Below are 15,331 nucleotides of genomic sequence, written 5' to 3'. Positions count from 1 at the left end.
TAAGAACCAAAAAGGGCGGATGTGCGACACACATCGCCGCAAGACGCGATTGGCCCCCACGAGTGTGGGGGCCAATCGACATGATGTTAGGCGTCGCGCTTGGCGAGCGAACCACCCGCGGCCTCGACCTTGGCCTGGGCGGACGCCGACCAGGCGTCGACCGTGGCGTTAATCTTGACCGTGATGTCGCCGGTGCCAAGGATCTTCACGGGACGGTTCTTGCGAACCGCGCCCTTGGCCACGAGCGCCTCGACGGTGACGTCGCCGCCCTCGGGGAAGAGCTCGTTCAGGGCGTCAAGGTTGACAACCTGGAAGTAGACCTTGGCGGGGTTCTTGAACCCGCGCAGCTTCGGCAGGCGCATGTGGAGCGGCATCTGGCCACCCTCAAAGCCCGGACGAACCGTGTTACGCGCGCGCGTACCCTTGGTGCCGCGGCCCGCGGTCTTACCGCGCTTGCCACCCTCGCCGCGACCGGCGCGGATCTTGGCCTTGTTCGAGCCCGGGGCGGGACGCAGGTCGTGAATCTTCAGCGGCTCCGACTTGGTCGTCGAATCAGTCATTACTCGACCTCCTCCACGTCGACCAGGTGCGCAACCTTACGGATCTGGCCGCGGATCGCGGCGTTGTCCTGGTGGGTCACGCTCTGGTGAATCTTATGCAGGCCAAGCGAGGCGATGGTCGCCTTCTGGGTCTGCGTGGCCCCTACGAGGCCCTTCTTCTGCGTAATCTTCAGCATTATGCACCAACTCCCGCGGCGGCAGCCTCGTTCTCTTCGCGCTTAGCTTCGAGCTCGGCGTCCTCGCGCTCCTTGGCCTCGTGCTCGGCACGGACTCGGAGCATCGCGGCCGGGGCGACCTGGTCAACCGGGAGGCCACGGCGAGCCGCGACCGCCTCCGGCTGCTCAAGCTGCTTGAGCGCCGCGACGGTGGCGTGCACGATGTTGATCGCGTTGGACGAGCCAAGCGACTTCGACAGGATGTCGTGGATGCCAGCGGCCTCCATGACGGCGCGAACCGGACCACCCGCGATAACGCCGGTACCGGCGGAAGCCGGACGCAGGAGGACGACGCCCGCGGCGTCCTCGCCCTGAACCAGGTGCGGAATCGTGGTGCCGATACGCGGAACCTTGAAGAAGTTCTTCTTCGCCTTCTCGGTGCCCTTCGCGATCGCGGCGGGCACCTCCTTAGCCTTGCCGTAGCCGACGCCGACGGTGCCGTTGCCATCGCCCACCACGACGAGCGCGGTGAAGGCCATGCGACGGCCGCCCTTGACGGTCTTGGCAACACGGTTGATGGTCACGACGCGCTCGATGTAGGCATTCCTGTCATCTGCGCGACGATCGGTACGACGCTCGTTGCGACGCTCGCGACGACCGCGCTCCTCGCGGTCACCCTCGGAGCGGCGTCCACGCTGCTCTGCAGCCATGTCTATATCCTCTCGTTCCAGATCACAGGTTCAGGCCGGCTTCGCGGGCGCCCTCGGCGACCGCGGCCACGCGACCGTGATACTTGTTTCCACCGCGATCGAGAACGACGGCGGAGACGCCGGCCTCAATCGCGCGCTTACCAATGCGCTCGCCCACGATGCGGGCGGCGCCTACCTTGCCCTCGGTATCCTTCGGGAAGTCAGCCTCGAGCGTGGAGGCGTAGGCCAGGGTCCTGCCCACCGAATCGTCGATGACCTGAGCGATCATATGACGGTTCGAACGAGCGACGGCCAGACGCGGACGCTCGGCAGTGCCGACGACGCGCTTGCGAAGGCGCTGGTGGCGGCGCTTACGCGCAGCAAACTTGTGAGTAGACATTACTTACCAGCCTTTCCAGCCTTGCGACGCACCTGCTCGCCCGCATAACGAATACCCTTGCCCTTGTACGGCTCAGGCTTGCGCAGCTTGCGAATCTGGGCGGCCATCTCGCCAACCTTCTGCTTGTCGATACCGACGACGGAGAACTTGGTCGGACCCTCGACCACGAAAGAGATACCCTCCGGGGCCTTGATCAGGATCGTGTGCGAGTAGCCGAGGGAGAACTCGAGGTCCGAGCCCTTGGCCACCACGCGGTAACCGGTGCCGAGGATCTCGAGGTCCTTCTTGTAGCCCTCGGTCACGCCAATGATGTTGTTTGCCACCAGCGTGCGGGTCAGACCGTGAAGCGAACGCGACTCGCGCTCGTCGTTCGGGCGGGTGACGATGACCTCGCCACCTTCGACCTTGACCTCGATCGGGGACGCGACAGTGAGCTCGAGCTCGCCCTTCGGACCCTTGACCTTGACGTTATTGCCCTCGACCGCGACGTCGACGCCGGACGGGATAGAAATCGGGAGCTTACCAATACGTGACATTGCAGCCCTTCCTTCTACCAGATGTAGGCGAGGACTTCCCCACCTACGCCCTTGTCCTTGGCCTCACGGTCGGTAAGCAGGCCGGAGGACGTGGACAGGATAGCCACGCCCAGGCCGCCCAGGACCTGAGGGAGATTGGTGGACTTGGCGTAGACGCGAAGTCCCGGCTTCGAGATACGGCGCAGACCGGCGAGCGAACGCTCACGGTTCGGCCCGTACTTCAGGGTCAAAGTGAGCGTCTTGCCCACCTTGGCATCCTCGACGGTGAATCCGTTAATGTAACCCTCACGCTTGAGGATGTCGGCGATGGACGCCTTCATCTTCGAGTACGGCATTTCAACCGTCTCATGAAACGCCGAGTTGGCGTTGCGCAGACGCGTGAGCATATCTGCAATGGGGTCTGTCATAGACATCGGGCCACAGCCCTTCCTCGTCGCGGTTTCCTTTTCGGACCTGCGACGTAGTTTCTTACCAGCTTGCCTTCTTTACGCCCGGGAGCTCGCCCGCAAGGGCCATCTCACGAACACAGACTCGGCACAGGCCGAACTTACGGTAGACGGAGTGCGGACGGCCGCAACGCTGGCAACGCGTGTAAGCGCGCACAGCGTACTTCGGCTTCCGAGCCGCCTTTTGCTTGAGAGCAGTCTTTGCCATTAGTCCTCCTTGAACGGGAAGCCGAGGTGGCGCAGGAGCGCGCGGCCCTCGTCGTCGGTCGTCGCGGTGGTGACAAAGGTGATATCCATGCCGCGGACGCGATCAATCTTGTCCATGTCGATCTCGTGGAACACGGTCTGTTCGGTCAGGCCGAACGTGTAGTTCCCGTTGCCGTCGAACTGCTTCGGCGACAGGCCACGGAAGTCACGGATGCGCGGCAGAGCGGTGGACAGAAGGCGGTCCAGGAACTCCCACATGCGGTCACCGCGGAGGGTGACGTGGCATCCAATGGCCTGGCCCTCACGCAGCTTGAACTGCGCGATGGACTTACGCGCCTTCGTGACCTGCGGCTTCTGGCCGGTGATCGCGGTGATGTCCGCGATCGCGCCGTCGAGGATCTTGGAGTCGCGAGCGGCTTCACCCACGCCCATGTTGACGACGATCTTCTCAAGCCCACCGACATTGTTGACGTTGGTGTGGTTGAACTCCTTGAGCAGCGCCGGGAGGATCTCCTCACGGTACTTGGTCTTCAGACGAGGGGTCACAGCTCGATCTCCTCTCCGCCACGGCGGCCGATACGCTCGCGCATGATCTTCTTGCGGCCGTTGCGTTCCACCTCAACCTCGCGGAATCCCACGCGAATCGGCTTCTTGTCCGGGCCAACGAGCATCACGTTCGAGATGTGGATCGGGGCCTCAACGGTCTCGATGCCGCCGGTCGTGCCGCCGCGCTCCGTGCGACCGACGCGGGTGTGCTTCTTGACGCGCTGCACGCCCTCGACGATGACGCGATCGTCGCGAACCTGGAGGACACGCCCCTGCATGCCCTTGTCACGGCCTGCGATGACCTGAACCAGGTCACCCTTCTTGATCTTCGCCATGTTAGATCACCTCCGGCGCGAGCGAAACGATGCGCATGAACTGCTTGTCGCGAAGCTCGCGTGCGACGGGGCCGAAGATTCGGGTGCCGCGCGGTTCGGTGTCATTCTTCAAAATGACAGCAGCGTTCTCATCAAACTTGATGTACGAGCCGTCTGCACGGCGCGTGTGCTTCTTCGTGCGGACGACGACGGCCTTGACCACGTCGCCCTTCTTGACGTTACCGCCAGGGATTGCATCCTTGACGGCGGCGACGATCACGTCGCCAATTCCGGCGTAGCGCCGACCAGAACCGCCGAGCACGCGCACGCAAAGGATCTCCTTCGCGCCCGTGTTATCGGCGACCTTCAGTCGCGTCTCCTGCTGGATCATTTACATATCTCCTGTCGTCGTGCCGGTTCTCAGTATTGAGCCTTGCCGAACGGATGTTTTCTCAGATAAAGATACCCGAGATTACTTGGCCTTCTCGATGACCTCGACCACACGGAAGTGCTTGGTCGCGGACAGCGGTCGGGTCTCCATGATGCGAACGAGATCGCCCTCGCGAACCTCGTTCGTCTCATCATGAGCCTTGATGCGCTTGGACCTGGTCATGACCTTGCCGTAAAGCGCATGCTTGCGACGGTCCTCGACCTCGACCACAACGGTCTTGTCCATCTTGTCAGAAACTACGTAGCCGACACGAACCTTGCGGTAGTTGCGCTGCGTCTGTTCGTTCTTTTCCTGCTCGCTCATCGCGCTTCCTCTACTTCTTCTTAGCCGTCGGGGCGGTGCGGATACCAAGCTCGCGCTCGCGGGCGACCGTGTAGATGCGCGCGATCGAGCGACGCACCTCCTTCAGGCGGCCGGAGTCTTCCAGGCGATGGGTCACGGCCGAGAAGCGGAGGTTGAACAGCTCAGCCTTCGCCTCCTGGAGGCGCTCGGCGAGCTCAACATCGGTGAGCTGGTCGAGCTCTTCAGTGGTAATGCCCTTAGCCATTATTCACCATCCTCACGGGTAATAAAACGAGTCTTCATGGGGAGCTTGTGCTGGGCGCGCGACATTGCCTCGCGAGCCAGCTGCTCGTCGACGCCGGCCAGTTCGAACAGAACACGACCGGGCTTAACGTTGGCAACCCACCATTCGACCGAGCCCTTGCCGGAACCCATGCGGGTTTCGGCCGGCTTCTTCGTGAGCGGGCGATCCGGGAAGATGTTGATCCAGACCTTGCCGCCTCGCTTGACGTGGCGGGTCATCGCGATACGAGCCGCCTCGATCTGACGGTTGGTCACGTAGGCCGGCTCGAGAGCCTGGATGCCGTACTCACCGAAAGCCAGGGTGGTGCCACCCTTGGCCATGCCATGCCGGTTCGGGCGGTGCTGCTTGCGATGCTTCGTTCGGCGGGGAATGAGCATGTAACTCAGGCCTCCGTTTCCTGGGTAGCGGGCGCCTCGGCTGCGGGTGCGGCGGGCGCCTCAGTGGTGGCCTGCTCGGCCTGGTTCTGACGACCGCGGCCGCCCCGACGCTCGCCGCGACCACCGCGACCACGGCCGCCGCGGCCACGCGGCGCCTCGGTCAGGGAGCGGTAGTACTCGACGTCGGTGACGTCACCGCGGTAGATCCACACCTTCACGCCGATCCGGCCGAAGGTGGTGCGGGCCTCAAAAAAGCCGTAGTCGATGTTGGCGCGAAGGGTGTGCAACGGCACGCGCCCCTCGCGGTAGAACTCGGAGCGCGACATCTCCGCGCCGCCGAGGCGACCGGAGCACTGCACGCGGATGCCCTTGGCGCCTGCACGCTGCGCGGACTGGATGCCCTTGCGCATCGCGCGACGGAACGAGACGCGCGACGCGAGCTGCTCCGCGATGCCCTGGGCCACGAGCTGGGCGTCGGCCTCCGGGTTCTTGACCTCGAGGATGTTGAGCTGGACGGACTTGCCGGTCAGCTTCTCAAGATCCTGACGGAGGCGATCAGCCTCAGCGCCACGGCGACCAATCACGATGCCGGGGCGAGCCGTGTGGATGTCGATCACGACGCGCTCGTTGCGGCGCTCGATATTCACGCGCGAGACGCCCGCGCGCTCGAGGTTCTTCTCGATCATCGAACGGATCTTGATGTCCTCGCCGAGGTAGTCAGCGTAGGTCTTACCGGCCTCGTTGGAGTCCGTGAACCACTTCGAGCGGTGATCCGTGGTGATACCAAGGCGGAAACCTACCGGATTAACTTTCTGTCCCATTCTTAGGCCTCCTTGGTTCCGACGATAACGGTGATGTGGCTCGTACGCTTCATGATCCGGTTTGCGCGGCCCTGGGCACGCGGCTGGATGCGCTTCATGGTCGGACCCTCATCCACGTAGGTCTCGAGGATCTCGAGGGCGGACTCGTCGAAGCGCTCGCCGGCCTGGCCGGCAGCGTAGCGGGCGTTAGCGATTGCCGACTGGACGATCTTACGAACGTCGCGGGCAACCGCCTGGGGTGCAAACTCGAGCACGTCCAAGGCGTTGGTTGCATTCATACCGCGGATCTCGTTGATCACTCGGCGAGCCTTCTGCGGCGTGACGCGGACGTAGCGCGCCTGTGCCTTTGCTTCCATTATTCTGCCTCTCCTGCCTTACCGGCGACGGCCCTTGCGATCGTCCTTCTCGTGACCCTTGAAGGTGCGAGTCGGAGCGAATTCGCCGAGCTTGTGACCGACCATGGACTCGGTGATGAACACCGGAACATGCTTGCGGCCGTCGTGGACTGCGAACGTGTGACCAAGGAAGTCCGGGGTGATGACCGAACGGCGCGACCAGGTCTTGATGACGTTGTGGGTGCCCTTCTCGTTCTGCTCGTCGACCTTCTTCTGAAGGTGATCGTCGACGAAGGGGCCCTTCTTCAAACTACGCGGCATAGCTGACTACTCCTATCGAGACTTCTTGCCGGTCTTGCGACGGCGCACGATGAGCTTGTCGCTGGGCTTGTTCGGATGACGGGTACGGGATTCCTTCTGGCCCCACGGGGAGACCGGGTGACGTCCGCCGGACGTCTTGCCCTCGCCACCGCCGTGCGGGTGATCGAACGGGTTCATGACGACGCCGCGGACGGTCGGGCGCACGCCCTTCCAGCGCATGCGGCCGGCCTTACCCCAGTTGATGTTCGACTGCTCGGAGTTGCCGACCTCACCGACGGTGGCTCGGCAACGCGTGTCGACCAGGCGGATTTCGCCGGAGGGCAGGCGCAGGTGCGCGTACTTGCCTTCCTTGGCGACCAGCTGCACGGAGGCGCCGGCCGAACGGGCGATCTTGGCGCCGCCGCCCGGGCGGAGCTCCACGGCGTGAAGAACCGTACCGATCGGGATGTTGCGGATCGGAAGGTTATTGCCGGGCTTGATGTCCGCGTTCGGACCGTTCTCAATCATCGTGCCCTGCTTGACGCCCTCCGGAGCGATGATGTAACGCTTCTCGCCGTCGACGTAGTGCAGGAGCGCGATGCGCGCGGTGCGGTTCGGATCGTACTCAATGTGTGCGACCTTGGCGGGCACGCCGTCCTTGTCGTGACGACGGAAGTCGATCACGCGGTACTGGCGCTTGTGGCCGCCTCCGATGTGACGCGTGGTGATACGACCGTGGTTGTTACGACCGCCGGTCTTCGGTAGCGGGCGTAGCAGCGACTTCTCCGGCGTAGATCGGGTGATCTCGACGAAGTCGGCAACGCTCGAACGGCGACGACCCGGGGTCGTCGGCTTGTACTTGCGAATTCCCATGAGTGTTCCTCAATACTTCCCGTCGGCTTAGCCGACGATATCGCCGTAGATGTCGATGGTGCCCTCGCGCAGCGTGACGATGGCGCGCTTGGTGGCCTTACGCCGACCAATGCCATCGCGCGTGCGGCGGGCCTTGCCCTGACGGTTCTGGGTGTTGACCGCGGCAACCTTGACGCCGAAGATCTTCTCAATCGCGAGCTTGATCTCGGTCTTGTTGGCGCGCGGGTCAACGATGAACGTGTACTTGCCCTCGTCCTCGAGACGTGCGGCCTTCTCGGAGGCTACCGGCTCGAGAATGACGTCGCGAGGATCCTTGTTGTGGAACGCAGCGTGAGTCACTTCGTCTCCTCCTTGTTGGTCCATGCCTCGTATGCAGCTTCGGTGAACACGACGTCGTCGGCGACGAGGACGTCGTAAGCATTGAGCTGGTCGAAGTAGAGCAGGTGTGCTTCCTGAGCGTTACGCAGCGACAGGATCGCCAGATCGTCAGTGCGGTCGACGACGACGAGCGCCTTGCGTCCCTCCGTCACCTCAAGCAGGAACTTGAGCGCGACCTTGGTGGACGGCTTGTCGCCCTCCACGAAGCCCTTGACGATGTGCACGCGATCGTGCTTGGCACGATCCGAGAGCGCCTGGCGCAGAGCGGCGGCGATCATCTTCTTGGGCGTGCGCTGCGAGTAGTCACGCGGAACCGGGCCGTGGACGACGCCGCCGCCGGTCCAGTGCGGTGCACGGATCGAACCCTGGCGGGCGCGGCCGGTGCCCTTCTGGCGCCACGGCTTGACACCGCCGCCGGAGACTTCACCGCGGGTCTTGGTCTTCGCGGTGCCGGCGCGGCGCGCGGCGAGCTGGGCGTGGACGACCTGATGGAGCAGCGGAATGTTGGGCTCGAGGCCGAACACGGCCGAGTCGAGCTCCACGTTGCCGGCCTTCTTGCCGGCCAGATCGATAACGTCAACCTTGAGGTCTGCCATCGTTAGGCTCCCTTCACGGCAGTACGGATCACGACGACGCCACCCTTGTTGCCGGGGATAGCGCCAGAGACAAGGAGAAGGTCATTCTCGGTGTCCACAGCGTGAATGGTCAGGTTCTGGACGGTGACGCGGGCGTTGCCCATGCGTCCAGCCATCTTCTGGCCGCGGAACACGCGGCCGGGGGTTGCCGAAGCGCCGATCGAACCGGGCTTGCGGTGATTGCGGTGCGCACCGTGGGCGGCCGAGACGCCGGCGAAGCCGTGTCGCTTCATCGTGCCGGCAAATCCCTTGCCCTTCGACTTGCCGACGACGTCGACCGTCTGGCCGGCCTCGAACAGCTCCACGCCGAGCTCCTGGCCGAGCGTGTACTCGCTGGCGTCGGGGGTGCGGATCTCAGCAACGAAGCGGCGCGGCTGGACGCCCGCCTTCGCGAAGTGGCCCGCGAGCGGCTTGGTGACGTTCTTGTTCTTCAGCTCGCCCGAGGCGATCTGAAGGGCTTCGTAGCCGTCAATGTCCGTGGTGCGAATCTGGGTGACAACGTTCTTGCCAACCTTGACCACAGTGACCGGAACGAGGTTTGCGTTTTCGTCCCACACCTGGGTCATTCCTAGCTTAACGCCGAGGAGCGCCTTCACGGGCGCTGCGGCGGTCTTGTTCTTCGTCATGATGCGTTACCTCAGAGCTTGATCTCGACGCTGACATCTGCCGGGAGATCCAGGCGACGCAGGGTGTCAATTGTCTTCAGGGTCGGATCGACAATGTCGATCAGTCGCTTATGCGTACGCATTTCGAACTGTTCGCGACTGTCCTTGTCCTTGTGGGGCGAACGAATAACGGTGAAAACGCTGCGCTTGGTCGGCAGCGGCACCGGTCCCACAACCGACGCTCCAGTACGGGTAACTTCGTCGACGAGCTTTTTCGCTGCGTTGTCGATGACCTCATGGTCATATGACTTCAGACGGATGCGGATCTTCTGTCCCGCCATGGCGTCGTCTCCCTCTCTCTACCTTCGGTGTTCACGACCCCCGCAGTCGGGCGTGTCGCACCTGATGGAGGTAACAAACGAAGCCCTATGTGGTTGTTGCGAACCCATTTTCTGTGCCGCGGGCGCTCTGCCCTCGGCCAAGTTCTTGATCTCGGTTGTCCCGAGCAACTTCACTAGTATGACCCAATCTCCCACTGTTGCGCCAATTATTTGGGGCGATGGTGGTCAATCACACGTAGGTGATCATAAGTAGCTCAGCGCGGGAAAGGCGCCCGGCCAACCACTTTAGCATTCATGCCCCCGCCCAACCAGGGCGGAGCCTGTGAAGCGGCCGACAATCGGCCATGATGAGCTATCGCACCAGTCCGAGGCGCCGCGCGAGCATGGCAGGCGCGGTGTGGTTGACGTCGACGACGACCGCCCCGCTGGCTCGCGCTGCCTCGAGTCCCGCCCGGGAGTCTTCGAAGATGAGAGCGTCCTCGGCGTTCACACCGAGCCGCTTGGCGCCAAGCAGGTACGGCTCTGGTGCGGGCTTGCCAGGGACCTCGTCACTGCCCGTCACCACGGCGTTGAAATACATCTCCCCCAGGCTCTCCAGCGCGATATCCACCAGGTCTTTCGGTGTGGCGGTCACGAGCGCCTGCGGAACGCCGGCATCTCGGAAGGCCCAGAGTAGCTCGCGCACGCCCGGAAGGAGTCTGACGAACGGGTAGGCGCGGGTAGCCATGAGCCGGGTGAGCTCGCCGAATATCTCCATCGGCTCGGGGCGCTCCAGGCCGGCGCGAGCCACGGCGTCGGCGAGCCGGTTAGCGTGATCGGCAGTAGAGGCGCCGAGAATGAACTCCGTATCCTCACTCCCCCAGATCCCGCCGGCCTCCCGGATCACCGTCTCAGACAGCTCGCCCCACGCCGATTCGGTGTCGACGATCGTGCCATCCATGTCCCACAACACGGCCGCGGGCAACTGACTGAGCCCAAGAAACTCCAGGTTCATATCGCCGATGCTATCGTGGCTCGGGCACCGGGGCGAGTCCACGCCTCCCGCGGTGCCATACGCAGCAGTGGGCCCCAGCCGAAGCTGGGGCCCACGCCTCAGAAGTCAGAAGACTACTTGATGATCTTGGTGACGCGGCCGGAACCGACCGTGCGGCCACCCTCGCGGATAGCGAAGCCGAGGCCCTCTTCCATGGCGATCGGCTGGATCAGCTCGACCGTCATCTCGGTGTTGTCACCGGGCATAACCATCTCGGTGCCCTCGGGCAGCGTGATGACGCCGGTGACGTCCGTGGTGCGGAAGTAGAACTGCGGACGGTAGTTGGTGAAGAACGGGTTGTGACGGCCGCCCTCCTCCTTCTTCAGGATGTAGACCTGGGCCTCGAAGTTGGTGTGCGGGGTGATGGTACCCGGCTTAGCAACAACCTGGCCACGCTCCACGTCCTCACGGCGGGTGCCGCGAAGCAGCAGACCACAGTTCTCGCCGGCGTCGGCGTGATCCATCTGCTTGTGGAACATCTCGATACCGGTGACGGTGGTCTTCTGCGGGGCGCGGATGCCGAGGATCTCGACCTCCTCGTTCAGGCCGAGCTCGCCACGCTCCACACGGCCGGTCACGACGGTGCCGCGGCCGGTGATGGTGAAGACATCCTCGATCGGCATGAGGAACGGCTTGTCGAGGTCACGGACCGGATCCGGGAAGTAGTTGTCAACGGCGTCGACGAGCTCGAGCACCGAGTTAACCCACTTCTCATCGCCCTCAAGAGCCTTGAGCGAAGAAATCTGGACCACGGGGGCGTTGTCGCCGTCGTACTCCTGCGAGGACAGAAGGTCACGGACCTCCATCTCGACGAGCTCGATGAGCTCCGGATCGTCGACCATGTCGCACTTGTTCAGAGCGACGATGATGTCCGGCACGCCCACCTGGCGGGCGAGCAGGACGTGCTCGCGGGTCTGCGCCATCGGGCCGTCGGTCGCGGCGACGACGAGGATCGCGCCGTCCATCTGAGCAGCGCCGGTAATCATGTTCTTGATGTAGTCGGCGTGGCCCGGGGCGTCGACGTGAGCGTAGTGACGCTTCGGGGTCTGGTACTCAACGTGGGAGACGTTGATGGTGATACCACGCTGGCGCTCCTCCGGAGCGTTGTCGACCTTGTCGAACGGGGTGAACTCGTTCAGATCGGGGTACTTGTCCGCCAACACCTTGGTGATGGCGGCGGTCGTCGTCGTCTTACCGTGATCGACGTGACCGATGGTGCCGACGTTCATGTGCGGCTTGGACTTGTCGTACTTGGCCTTGGCCACTTGCGCCCTCCTGGGACTAGATTGACTCTTCAGCTTGATGGTACGCGTGGGCGCACCGCTAAATGAATCTTACTTTTCTACTACTTACTTGTAAATTCCAGCGGCTTACTCGCCGTGAGCCTTCTGGATGATCTCGTCCGAGACGTTCTTCGGAACTTCCTGGTACTTCGCGAACTGCATGGTGTACACCGCGCGGCCCTGCGTCTTGGAACGCAGGTCGCCGACGTAACCAAACATCTCGGAAAGCGGAACCAGGGCGCGGACGATCTTGACGCCAGTGGCATCCTCCATCGAGGCGATCTGCCCACGACGGGAGTTGAGATCACCGATGACGTCGCCCATGTACTCCTCCGGGGTACGGACTTCGACATCCATGATCGGCTCGAGAATGATCGGCTTGGCTCGCTTGATGCCCTCGCGGAACACCATCTGGCCGGCGATCTTGAACGCCATCTCCGAGGAGTCGACGTCGTGGTAGGCGCCGTCCTCGAGCGTGGCCTTCACGTTGACCATCGGGAAGCCGGCGAGCACACCGTTCTCCATGGCCGCCTGGATTCCCTGGTCGACCGACGGGATGTACTCGCGCGGGACGCGGCCACCGGTGACCTTGTCCACGAACTCGTAGGTGATGCCCTCTTCGTTCTCCTCCAGCGGCTCGAAGGTGACGATAACCTTCGCGAACTGGCCGGAACCACCCGTCTGCTTCTTGTGGGTGTACTCGATGTGCTCGGCCTTGCCGCGAATGGCCTCGCGGTAGGCGACCATCGGTGCACCGACATTCGCCTCGACCTTGAACTCCCGCTTCATGCGGTCCACGAGCACGTCAAGGTGGAGCTCGCCCATGCCGCCGATGACGGTCTGGCCGGACTCCTCGTCCAGGCGGACGGTGAAGGTCGGGTCCTCTTCGGCGAGCTTCTGGATGGCGATGCCGAGCTTCTCCTGGTCGGCCTTCGACTTGGGCTCGACGGCCACGTGGATCACCGGATCCGGGAAGGTCATCGACTCAAGCAGCATCGGGGCCTCGATCGCCGACAGCGAGTCGCCCGTCGTCGTGTCCTTCAGGCCAATGACGGCGTAGATGTTGCCCGCCGATGCCGACTCGACCGGCTCCTCCTTGTTAGAGTGCATCTGGAAGATCTTCGACACGCGCTCCTTCTTGCCCTTGGAGGCGTTGAGGATCTGGTCGCCCGGCTCGATGTGGCCCGCGTAGACGCGGATGTAGGTCAGGCGGCCGAAGAACGGGTGCGCTGCGATCTTGAAGGCGAGTGCCGCGAAGGGCTCGGTCGGGGAGGGCTTGCGCTCGATCTCCACTTCCTCGTCCTTGACATCCATGCCCTTGATGACCCCGATGTCGAGGGGCGAGGGTAGGTAGTCGACGACGGCGTCGAGCACCGGCTGCACGCCGATGTTCTTGTAGGCCGAACCGGCGAAGATCGGGTAGAGTTCGCCAGCGATGGTCAGCTTGCGGATGCCGGCCTTGAGCTCGTCAACCGTGATCTCCTCGCCGCCGAGGTACTTGTCGAGGAGGGCCTCGTCGGTCTCGGCGACAGTCTCGACGAGCTCGTTGTAGAGCTCCTCCGCCTTGTCGGCGAGCTCGGCCGGGATCTCTTCCTCGACGACGACGGCGCCCAAGGTGTCCTTGCCCTTGTCGTCCTTAGCCGGGAAGCGAAGCGCCTTCTTGTTCAGCACGTCGACGACGCCGGAAAGCTCGGACTCGGCACCGATCGGGAAGGCCATCACCAGCGGGGTCGCCTTGAGGCGATCGCGGATGGTCTGGACGGCGTGGTCGAAGTCTGCGCCCATCTTGTCCATCTTGTTGATGAAGCAGATGCGCGGGACGTTGTACTTGTCAGCCTGACGCCACACGGTCTCAGACTGCGGCTCAACGCCTTCCTTACCGTCGAAGACCGCGACGGCGCCGTCGAGGACGCGAAGGGAACGCTCCACCTCGACCGTGAAGTCGACGTGGCCGGGGGTGTCGATGATGTTGATCTGGTTGTTGTGCCAGAAGGTGGTGACGGCAGCCGACGTAATCGTGATGCCGCGCTCCTTCTCCTGCTCCATCCAGTCGGTCGTCGACGCACCGTCGTGCGTCTCGCCCATCTTATAGTTCAGGCCGGTGTAGAACAGAATGCGCTCGGTCGTCGTGGTCTTACCCGCGTCGATGTGCGCCATAATGCCAATGTTGCGGACCTTGTTCAGGTCCTTCTGTGGTGTATGTGCCACGTTTAGGCTCTCCTAAAATTCAGGCCAGACGGCCGTTTTACCAGCGGTAGTGAGCAAAGGCGCGGTTGGCCTCAGCCATGCGGTGGACATCTTCGCGGCGCTTGACAGCGGCGCCGAGGCCGTTGGATGCGTCCATGATTTCGTTCTGGAGGCGCTCAAGCATCGTGTTCTCGCGGCGGTCACGCGCGTAGTCCACGAGCCAGCGAATCGCGAGGGCGTTCGCACGGTTCGGCTTGACCTCGGTCGGCACCTGGTAGGTGGCGCCGCCGACGCGGCGGGAGCGAACCTCGAGCTGCGGGCGGATGTTGTCCAGTGCGCGCTTGAGAACCTCAAGCGGCTCCTGGCCGGTCTTCTCGGCGACTCCGGAGAGCGCGCCGTAGACAATGCGCTCTGCGGTGGACTTCTTGCCGTCGCGCAGGACCCGGTTGATCAGCTGGGTGACGACGGGCGAGCCGTGGACCGGATCGTTGACGAGCGGGCGCTTGCGGATGGGACCCTTACGAGGCATTACTTCTTCTCCTTCTTCGCACCGTACTTGGAACGACCCTGGCCGCGGCTCTTCACGCCCTGCGTGTCGAGCGCGCCACGGACGATGTGGTAGCGAACGCCGGGGAGGTCCTTGACACGGCCGCCGCGGACGAGCACGATCGAGTGCTCCTGGAGGTTGTGTCCCTCGCCGGGGATGTAAGCCGTGACCTCGACGCCGGAGGAAAGGCGAACACGAGCAACCTTGCGAAGTGCCGAGTTCGGCTTCTTCGGGGTGGTCGTGTAAACACGCGTGCAAACGCCGCGACGCTGCGGGCTCCTCTTCAGGCCCGGGGTCGCGGAGCTGGACGCCTTGCTGGAGCGGCCCTTGCGGACCAGCTGCTGAATAGTAGGCACTATTTCTCCTGTATATGAGTTCAGATCGTCGAACTGCCCGCCTGCTCGGTCGAACGTGCATGCGAAAGGACACCGTACCTTCCACACACCCACGGGCTGTCTTTATCGCCGGCGGCATGAGCAACTATCACCATTCCGGCGCCGCAACGCCACCCCGTGGGACGGGCACCGCGTTTAAGAATAGCGGTTTGGCGCCAATCCGGTCAAAGATTGTGAGCGAAACGGTGGCGTGGCGCTACCCACATGCCGCCGGCTCGGCCGCGGCCCCCGTCCCGCGATGGACGATGCGGCGCTTCACCGCGCGCCTCGGGCGTCGTGCGGCTGCGGCGTGGTGCGGCTGCGGCGTCGTGCGTCCCGAGGCGTAGACGAC

27 protein-coding genes are annotated in these 15,331 nt (G+C 63.5%); 1 reads left to right on the top strand and 26 read right to left on the bottom strand.

Annotation, left to right across the window (positions count from 1 at the left end; all coding sequences use genetic code 11):
* Window positions 1-86: 86 nt before the first annotated feature.
* The 26 genes from rplO to rpsL all read right to left on the bottom strand — a co-directional run bounded on the left by rplO (window position 87) and on the right by rpsL (window position 14,961).
* Window positions 87-560, bottom strand: coding sequence for a 50S ribosomal protein L15 (gene rplO, locus J2S45_RS02910; protein WP_296932275.1), 474 nt, complete (start codon window positions 558-560; stop codon window positions 87-89).
* Entirely contained in the window at window positions 560-736 is a 177-nt protein-coding gene (gene rpmD / locus J2S45_RS02905) for a 50S ribosomal protein L30 (protein ID WP_270974869.1), read from the bottom strand. The genes rplO and rpmD overlap by 1 nt, the downstream gene beginning before the upstream one ends.
* Window positions 736-1,425 carry a 30S ribosomal protein S5 gene (gene rpsE / locus J2S45_RS02900; RefSeq protein WP_296932278.1) on the bottom strand — a complete coding sequence of 230 codons (690 nt, stop codon included), beginning with the start codon at window positions 1,423-1,425 and terminating at the stop codon, window positions 736-738. Before rpsE ends, rpmD begins: the two co-directional genes overlap by 1 nt.
* Before the next feature lie 22 nt (window positions 1,426-1,447).
* Window positions 1,448-1,804 carry a 50S ribosomal protein L18 gene (rplR, locus tag J2S45_RS02895; protein WP_270974870.1) on the bottom strand — a complete coding sequence of 119 codons (357 nt, stop codon included), beginning with the start codon at window positions 1,802-1,804 and terminating at the stop codon, window positions 1,448-1,450.
* Window positions 1,804-2,340 carry a 50S ribosomal protein L6 gene (rplF, locus tag J2S45_RS02890; protein WP_270974872.1) on the bottom strand — a complete coding sequence of 179 codons (537 nt, stop codon included), beginning with the start codon at window positions 2,338-2,340 and terminating at the stop codon, window positions 1,804-1,806. The genes rplR and rplF overlap by 1 nt, the downstream gene beginning before the upstream one ends.
* A gap of 14 nt (window positions 2,341-2,354) precedes the next feature.
* A complete protein-coding gene (rpsH, locus tag J2S45_RS02885; RefSeq protein WP_270974873.1) occupies window positions 2,355-2,753 on the bottom strand; it encodes a 30S ribosomal protein S8 in 399 nt (132 codons plus the stop codon).
* Window positions 2,754-2,808: 55 nt separating this feature from the next.
* Window positions 2,809-2,994, bottom strand: coding sequence for a type Z 30S ribosomal protein S14 (locus tag J2S45_RS02880; RefSeq protein WP_024963318.1), 186 nt, complete (start codon window positions 2,992-2,994; stop codon window positions 2,809-2,811).
* Window positions 2,994-3,539: a 50S ribosomal protein L5 gene (rplE, locus tag J2S45_RS02875; RefSeq protein ID WP_270974876.1), complete on the bottom strand. Its 546-nt coding sequence runs from the start codon at window positions 3,537-3,539 to the stop codon at window positions 2,994-2,996. The genes J2S45_RS02880 and rplE overlap by 1 nt, the downstream gene beginning before the upstream one ends.
* Window positions 3,536-3,874: a 50S ribosomal protein L24 gene (gene rplX / locus J2S45_RS02870; protein WP_270974877.1), complete on the bottom strand. Its 339-nt coding sequence runs from the start codon at window positions 3,872-3,874 to the stop codon at window positions 3,536-3,538. The genes rplE and rplX overlap by 4 nt, the downstream gene beginning before the upstream one ends.
* A gap of 1 nt (window position 3,875) precedes the next feature.
* On the bottom strand, window positions 3,876-4,244 hold the full coding sequence (gene rplN, locus J2S45_RS02865; protein WP_270974878.1) for a 50S ribosomal protein L14: 369 nt from the start codon (window positions 4,242-4,244) through the stop codon (window positions 3,876-3,878).
* A gap of 81 nt (window positions 4,245-4,325) precedes the next feature.
* Window positions 4,326-4,607, bottom strand: coding sequence for a 30S ribosomal protein S17 (gene rpsQ, locus J2S45_RS02860; protein WP_270974879.1), 282 nt, complete (start codon window positions 4,605-4,607; stop codon window positions 4,326-4,328).
* 10 nt (window positions 4,608-4,617) lie between these two features.
* On the bottom strand, window positions 4,618-4,851 hold the full coding sequence (gene rpmC / locus J2S45_RS02855; RefSeq protein ID WP_062613575.1) for a 50S ribosomal protein L29: 234 nt from the start codon (window positions 4,849-4,851) through the stop codon (window positions 4,618-4,620).
* Window positions 4,851-5,267, bottom strand: coding sequence for a 50S ribosomal protein L16 (gene rplP / locus J2S45_RS02850; protein WP_062613576.1), 417 nt, complete (start codon window positions 5,265-5,267; stop codon window positions 4,851-4,853). The genes rpmC and rplP overlap by 1 nt, the downstream gene beginning before the upstream one ends.
* 5 nt (window positions 5,268-5,272) lie before the next feature.
* Entirely contained in the window at window positions 5,273-6,088 is an 816-nt protein-coding gene (gene rpsC / locus J2S45_RS02845) for a 30S ribosomal protein S3 (protein WP_296932310.1), read from the bottom strand.
* 2 nt (window positions 6,089-6,090) lie between these two features.
* Entirely contained in the window at window positions 6,091-6,444 is a 354-nt protein-coding gene (rplV, locus tag J2S45_RS02840) for a 50S ribosomal protein L22 (RefSeq protein WP_270974881.1), read from the bottom strand.
* Between the two features lie 18 nt (window positions 6,445-6,462).
* Entirely contained in the window at window positions 6,463-6,744 is a 282-nt protein-coding gene (rpsS, locus tag J2S45_RS02835; protein WP_024963327.1) for a 30S ribosomal protein S19, read from the bottom strand.
* 12 nt (window positions 6,745-6,756) lie between these two features.
* The gene (gene rplB / locus J2S45_RS02830; protein WP_307634488.1) at window positions 6,757-7,596 is read right to left on the bottom strand and encodes a 50S ribosomal protein L2; all 840 of its coding nucleotides are present in this window, start codon (window positions 7,594-7,596) and stop codon (window positions 6,757-6,759) included.
* A gap of 27 nt (window positions 7,597-7,623) precedes the next feature.
* On the bottom strand, window positions 7,624-7,959 hold the full coding sequence (gene rplW, locus J2S45_RS02825; protein ID WP_300047552.1) for a 50S ribosomal protein L23: 336 nt from the start codon (window positions 7,957-7,959) through the stop codon (window positions 7,624-7,626).
* Window positions 7,932-8,570 carry a 50S ribosomal protein L4 gene (gene rplD, locus J2S45_RS02820; RefSeq protein WP_270974884.1) on the bottom strand — a complete coding sequence of 213 codons (639 nt, stop codon included), beginning with the start codon at window positions 8,568-8,570 and terminating at the stop codon, window positions 7,932-7,934. The genes rplW and rplD overlap by 28 nt, the downstream gene beginning before the upstream one ends.
* A 2-nt stretch (window positions 8,571-8,572) precedes the next feature.
* Window positions 8,573-9,235: a 50S ribosomal protein L3 gene (gene rplC / locus J2S45_RS02815; RefSeq protein WP_307634487.1), complete on the bottom strand. Its 663-nt coding sequence runs from the start codon at window positions 9,233-9,235 to the stop codon at window positions 8,573-8,575.
* Window positions 9,236-9,246: 11 nt separating this feature from the next.
* On the bottom strand, window positions 9,247-9,555 hold the full coding sequence (gene rpsJ, locus J2S45_RS02810; protein ID WP_197552254.1) for a 30S ribosomal protein S10: 309 nt from the start codon (window positions 9,553-9,555) through the stop codon (window positions 9,247-9,249).
* 352 nt (window positions 9,556-9,907) lie between these two features.
* Window positions 9,908-10,549, bottom strand: coding sequence for an HAD family hydrolase (locus tag J2S45_RS02805; RefSeq protein WP_307634486.1), 642 nt, complete (start codon window positions 10,547-10,549; stop codon window positions 9,908-9,910).
* Between the two features lie 113 nt (window positions 10,550-10,662).
* Window positions 10,663-11,853: an elongation factor Tu gene (gene tuf / locus J2S45_RS02800; protein ID WP_270974886.1), complete on the bottom strand. Its 1,191-nt coding sequence runs from the start codon at window positions 11,851-11,853 to the stop codon at window positions 10,663-10,665.
* Window positions 11,854-11,958: 105 nt separating this feature from the next.
* Window positions 11,959-14,028 carry an elongation factor G gene (gene fusA, locus J2S45_RS02795; RefSeq protein ID WP_407702499.1) on the bottom strand — a complete coding sequence of 690 codons (2,070 nt, stop codon included), beginning with the start codon at window positions 14,026-14,028 and terminating at the stop codon, window positions 11,959-11,961.
* A gap of 88 nt (window positions 14,029-14,116) precedes the next feature.
* Window positions 14,117-14,587: a 30S ribosomal protein S7 gene (rpsG, locus tag J2S45_RS02790; protein WP_270974888.1), complete on the bottom strand. Its 471-nt coding sequence runs from the start codon at window positions 14,585-14,587 to the stop codon at window positions 14,117-14,119.
* Window positions 14,587-14,961, bottom strand: coding sequence for a 30S ribosomal protein S12 (rpsL, locus tag J2S45_RS02785; protein ID WP_062613587.1), 375 nt, complete (start codon window positions 14,959-14,961; stop codon window positions 14,587-14,589). Before rpsL ends, rpsG begins: the two co-directional genes overlap by 1 nt.
* A 212-nt stretch (window positions 14,962-15,173) precedes the next feature.
* Between rpsL and J2S45_RS02780 the strand changes: the two genes are divergently transcribed.
* The gene (locus J2S45_RS02780; RefSeq protein WP_307634484.1) at window positions 15,174-15,326 is read left to right on the top strand and encodes a hypothetical protein; all 153 of its coding nucleotides are present in this window, start codon (window positions 15,174-15,176) and stop codon (window positions 15,324-15,326) included.
* Window positions 15,327-15,331: the final 5 nt, after the last annotated feature.

The organism is Trueperella abortisuis, assembly GCF_030811095.1.
Taxonomy (GTDB): Bacteria; Actinomycetota; Actinomycetes; order Actinomycetales; family Actinomycetaceae; genus Trueperella; species Trueperella abortisuis.
This window is presented reverse-complemented; position numbering and strand designations above follow the sequence as displayed.

Coding starts and splice junctions, on each gene's coding strand:
- rplN (WP_270974878.1), bottom strand. CDS start 4,244: ATGATCCAGCAGGAGACGCGACTGAAGGTCGCCGATAACACGGGCGCG.
- rplP (WP_062613576.1), bottom strand. CDS start 5,267: ATGCTCATTCCCCGCCGAACGAAGCATCGCAAGCAGCACCGCCCGAAC.
- rpsS (WP_024963327.1), bottom strand. CDS start 6,744: ATGCCGCGTAGTTTGAAGAAGGGCCCCTTCGTCGACGATCACCTTCAG.
- rplC (WP_307634487.1), bottom strand. CDS start 9,235: ATGACGAAGAACAAGACCGCCGCAGCGCCCGTGAAGGCGCTCCTCGGC.
- rpsH (WP_270974873.1), bottom strand. CDS start 2,753: ATGTCTATGACAGACCCCATTGCAGATATGCTCACGCGTCTGCGCAAC.
- rplF (WP_270974872.1), bottom strand. CDS start 2,340: ATGTCACGTATTGGTAAGCTCCCGATTTCTATCCCGTCCGGCGTCGAC.
- rplR (WP_270974870.1), bottom strand. CDS start 1,804: ATGTCTACTCACAAGTTTGCTGCGCGTAAGCGCCGCCACCAGCGCCTT.
- rplV (WP_270974881.1), bottom strand. CDS start 6,444: ATGGAAGCAAAGGCACAGGCGCGCTACGTCCGCGTCACGCCGCAGAAG.
- rpsC (WP_296932310.1), bottom strand. CDS start 6,088: ATGGGACAGAAAGTTAATCCGGTAGGTTTCCGCCTTGGTATCACCACG.
- rpmD (WP_270974869.1), bottom strand. CDS start 736: ATGCTGAAGATTACGCAGAAGAAGGGCCTCGTAGGGGCCACGCAGACC.
- rpmC (WP_062613575.1), bottom strand. CDS start 4,851: ATGGCTAAGGGCATTACCACTGAAGAGCTCGACCAGCTCACCGATGTT.
- rplO (WP_296932275.1), bottom strand. CDS start 560: ATGACTGATTCGACGACCAAGTCGGAGCCGCTGAAGATTCACGACCTG.
- fusA (WP_407702499.1), bottom strand. CDS start 14,028: ATGGCGCACATCGACGCGGGTAAGACCACGACGACCGAGCGCATTCTG.
- rplW (WP_300047552.1), bottom strand. CDS start 7,959: ATGGACCAACAAGGAGGAGACGAAGTGACTCACGCTGCGTTCCACAAC.
- rpsJ (WP_197552254.1), bottom strand. CDS start 9,555: ATGGCGGGACAGAAGATCCGCATCCGTCTGAAGTCATATGACCATGAG.
- rplB (WP_307634488.1), bottom strand. CDS start 7,596: ATGGGAATTCGCAAGTACAAGCCGACGACCCCGGGTCGTCGCCGTTCG.
- rpsQ (WP_270974879.1), bottom strand. CDS start 4,607: ATGAGCGAGCAGGAAAAGAACGAACAGACGCAGCGCAACTACCGCAAG.
- rpsE (WP_296932278.1), bottom strand. CDS start 1,425: ATGGCTGCAGAGCAGCGTGGACGCCGCTCCGAGGGTGACCGCGAGGAG.
- rpsG (WP_270974888.1), bottom strand. CDS start 14,587: ATGCCTCGTAAGGGTCCCATCCGCAAGCGCCCGCTCGTCAACGATCCG.
- J2S45_RS02880 (WP_024963318.1), bottom strand. CDS start 2,994: ATGGCAAAGACTGCTCTCAAGCAAAAGGCGGCTCGGAAGCCGAAGTAC.
- rplD (WP_270974884.1), bottom strand. CDS start 8,570: ATGGCAGACCTCAAGGTTGACGTTATCGATCTGGCCGGCAAGAAGGCC.
- J2S45_RS02805 (WP_307634486.1), bottom strand. CDS start 10,549: ATGAACCTGGAGTTTCTTGGGCTCAGTCAGTTGCCCGCGGCCGTGTTG.
- rplX (WP_270974877.1), bottom strand. CDS start 3,874: ATGGCGAAGATCAAGAAGGGTGACCTGGTTCAGGTCATCGCAGGCCGT.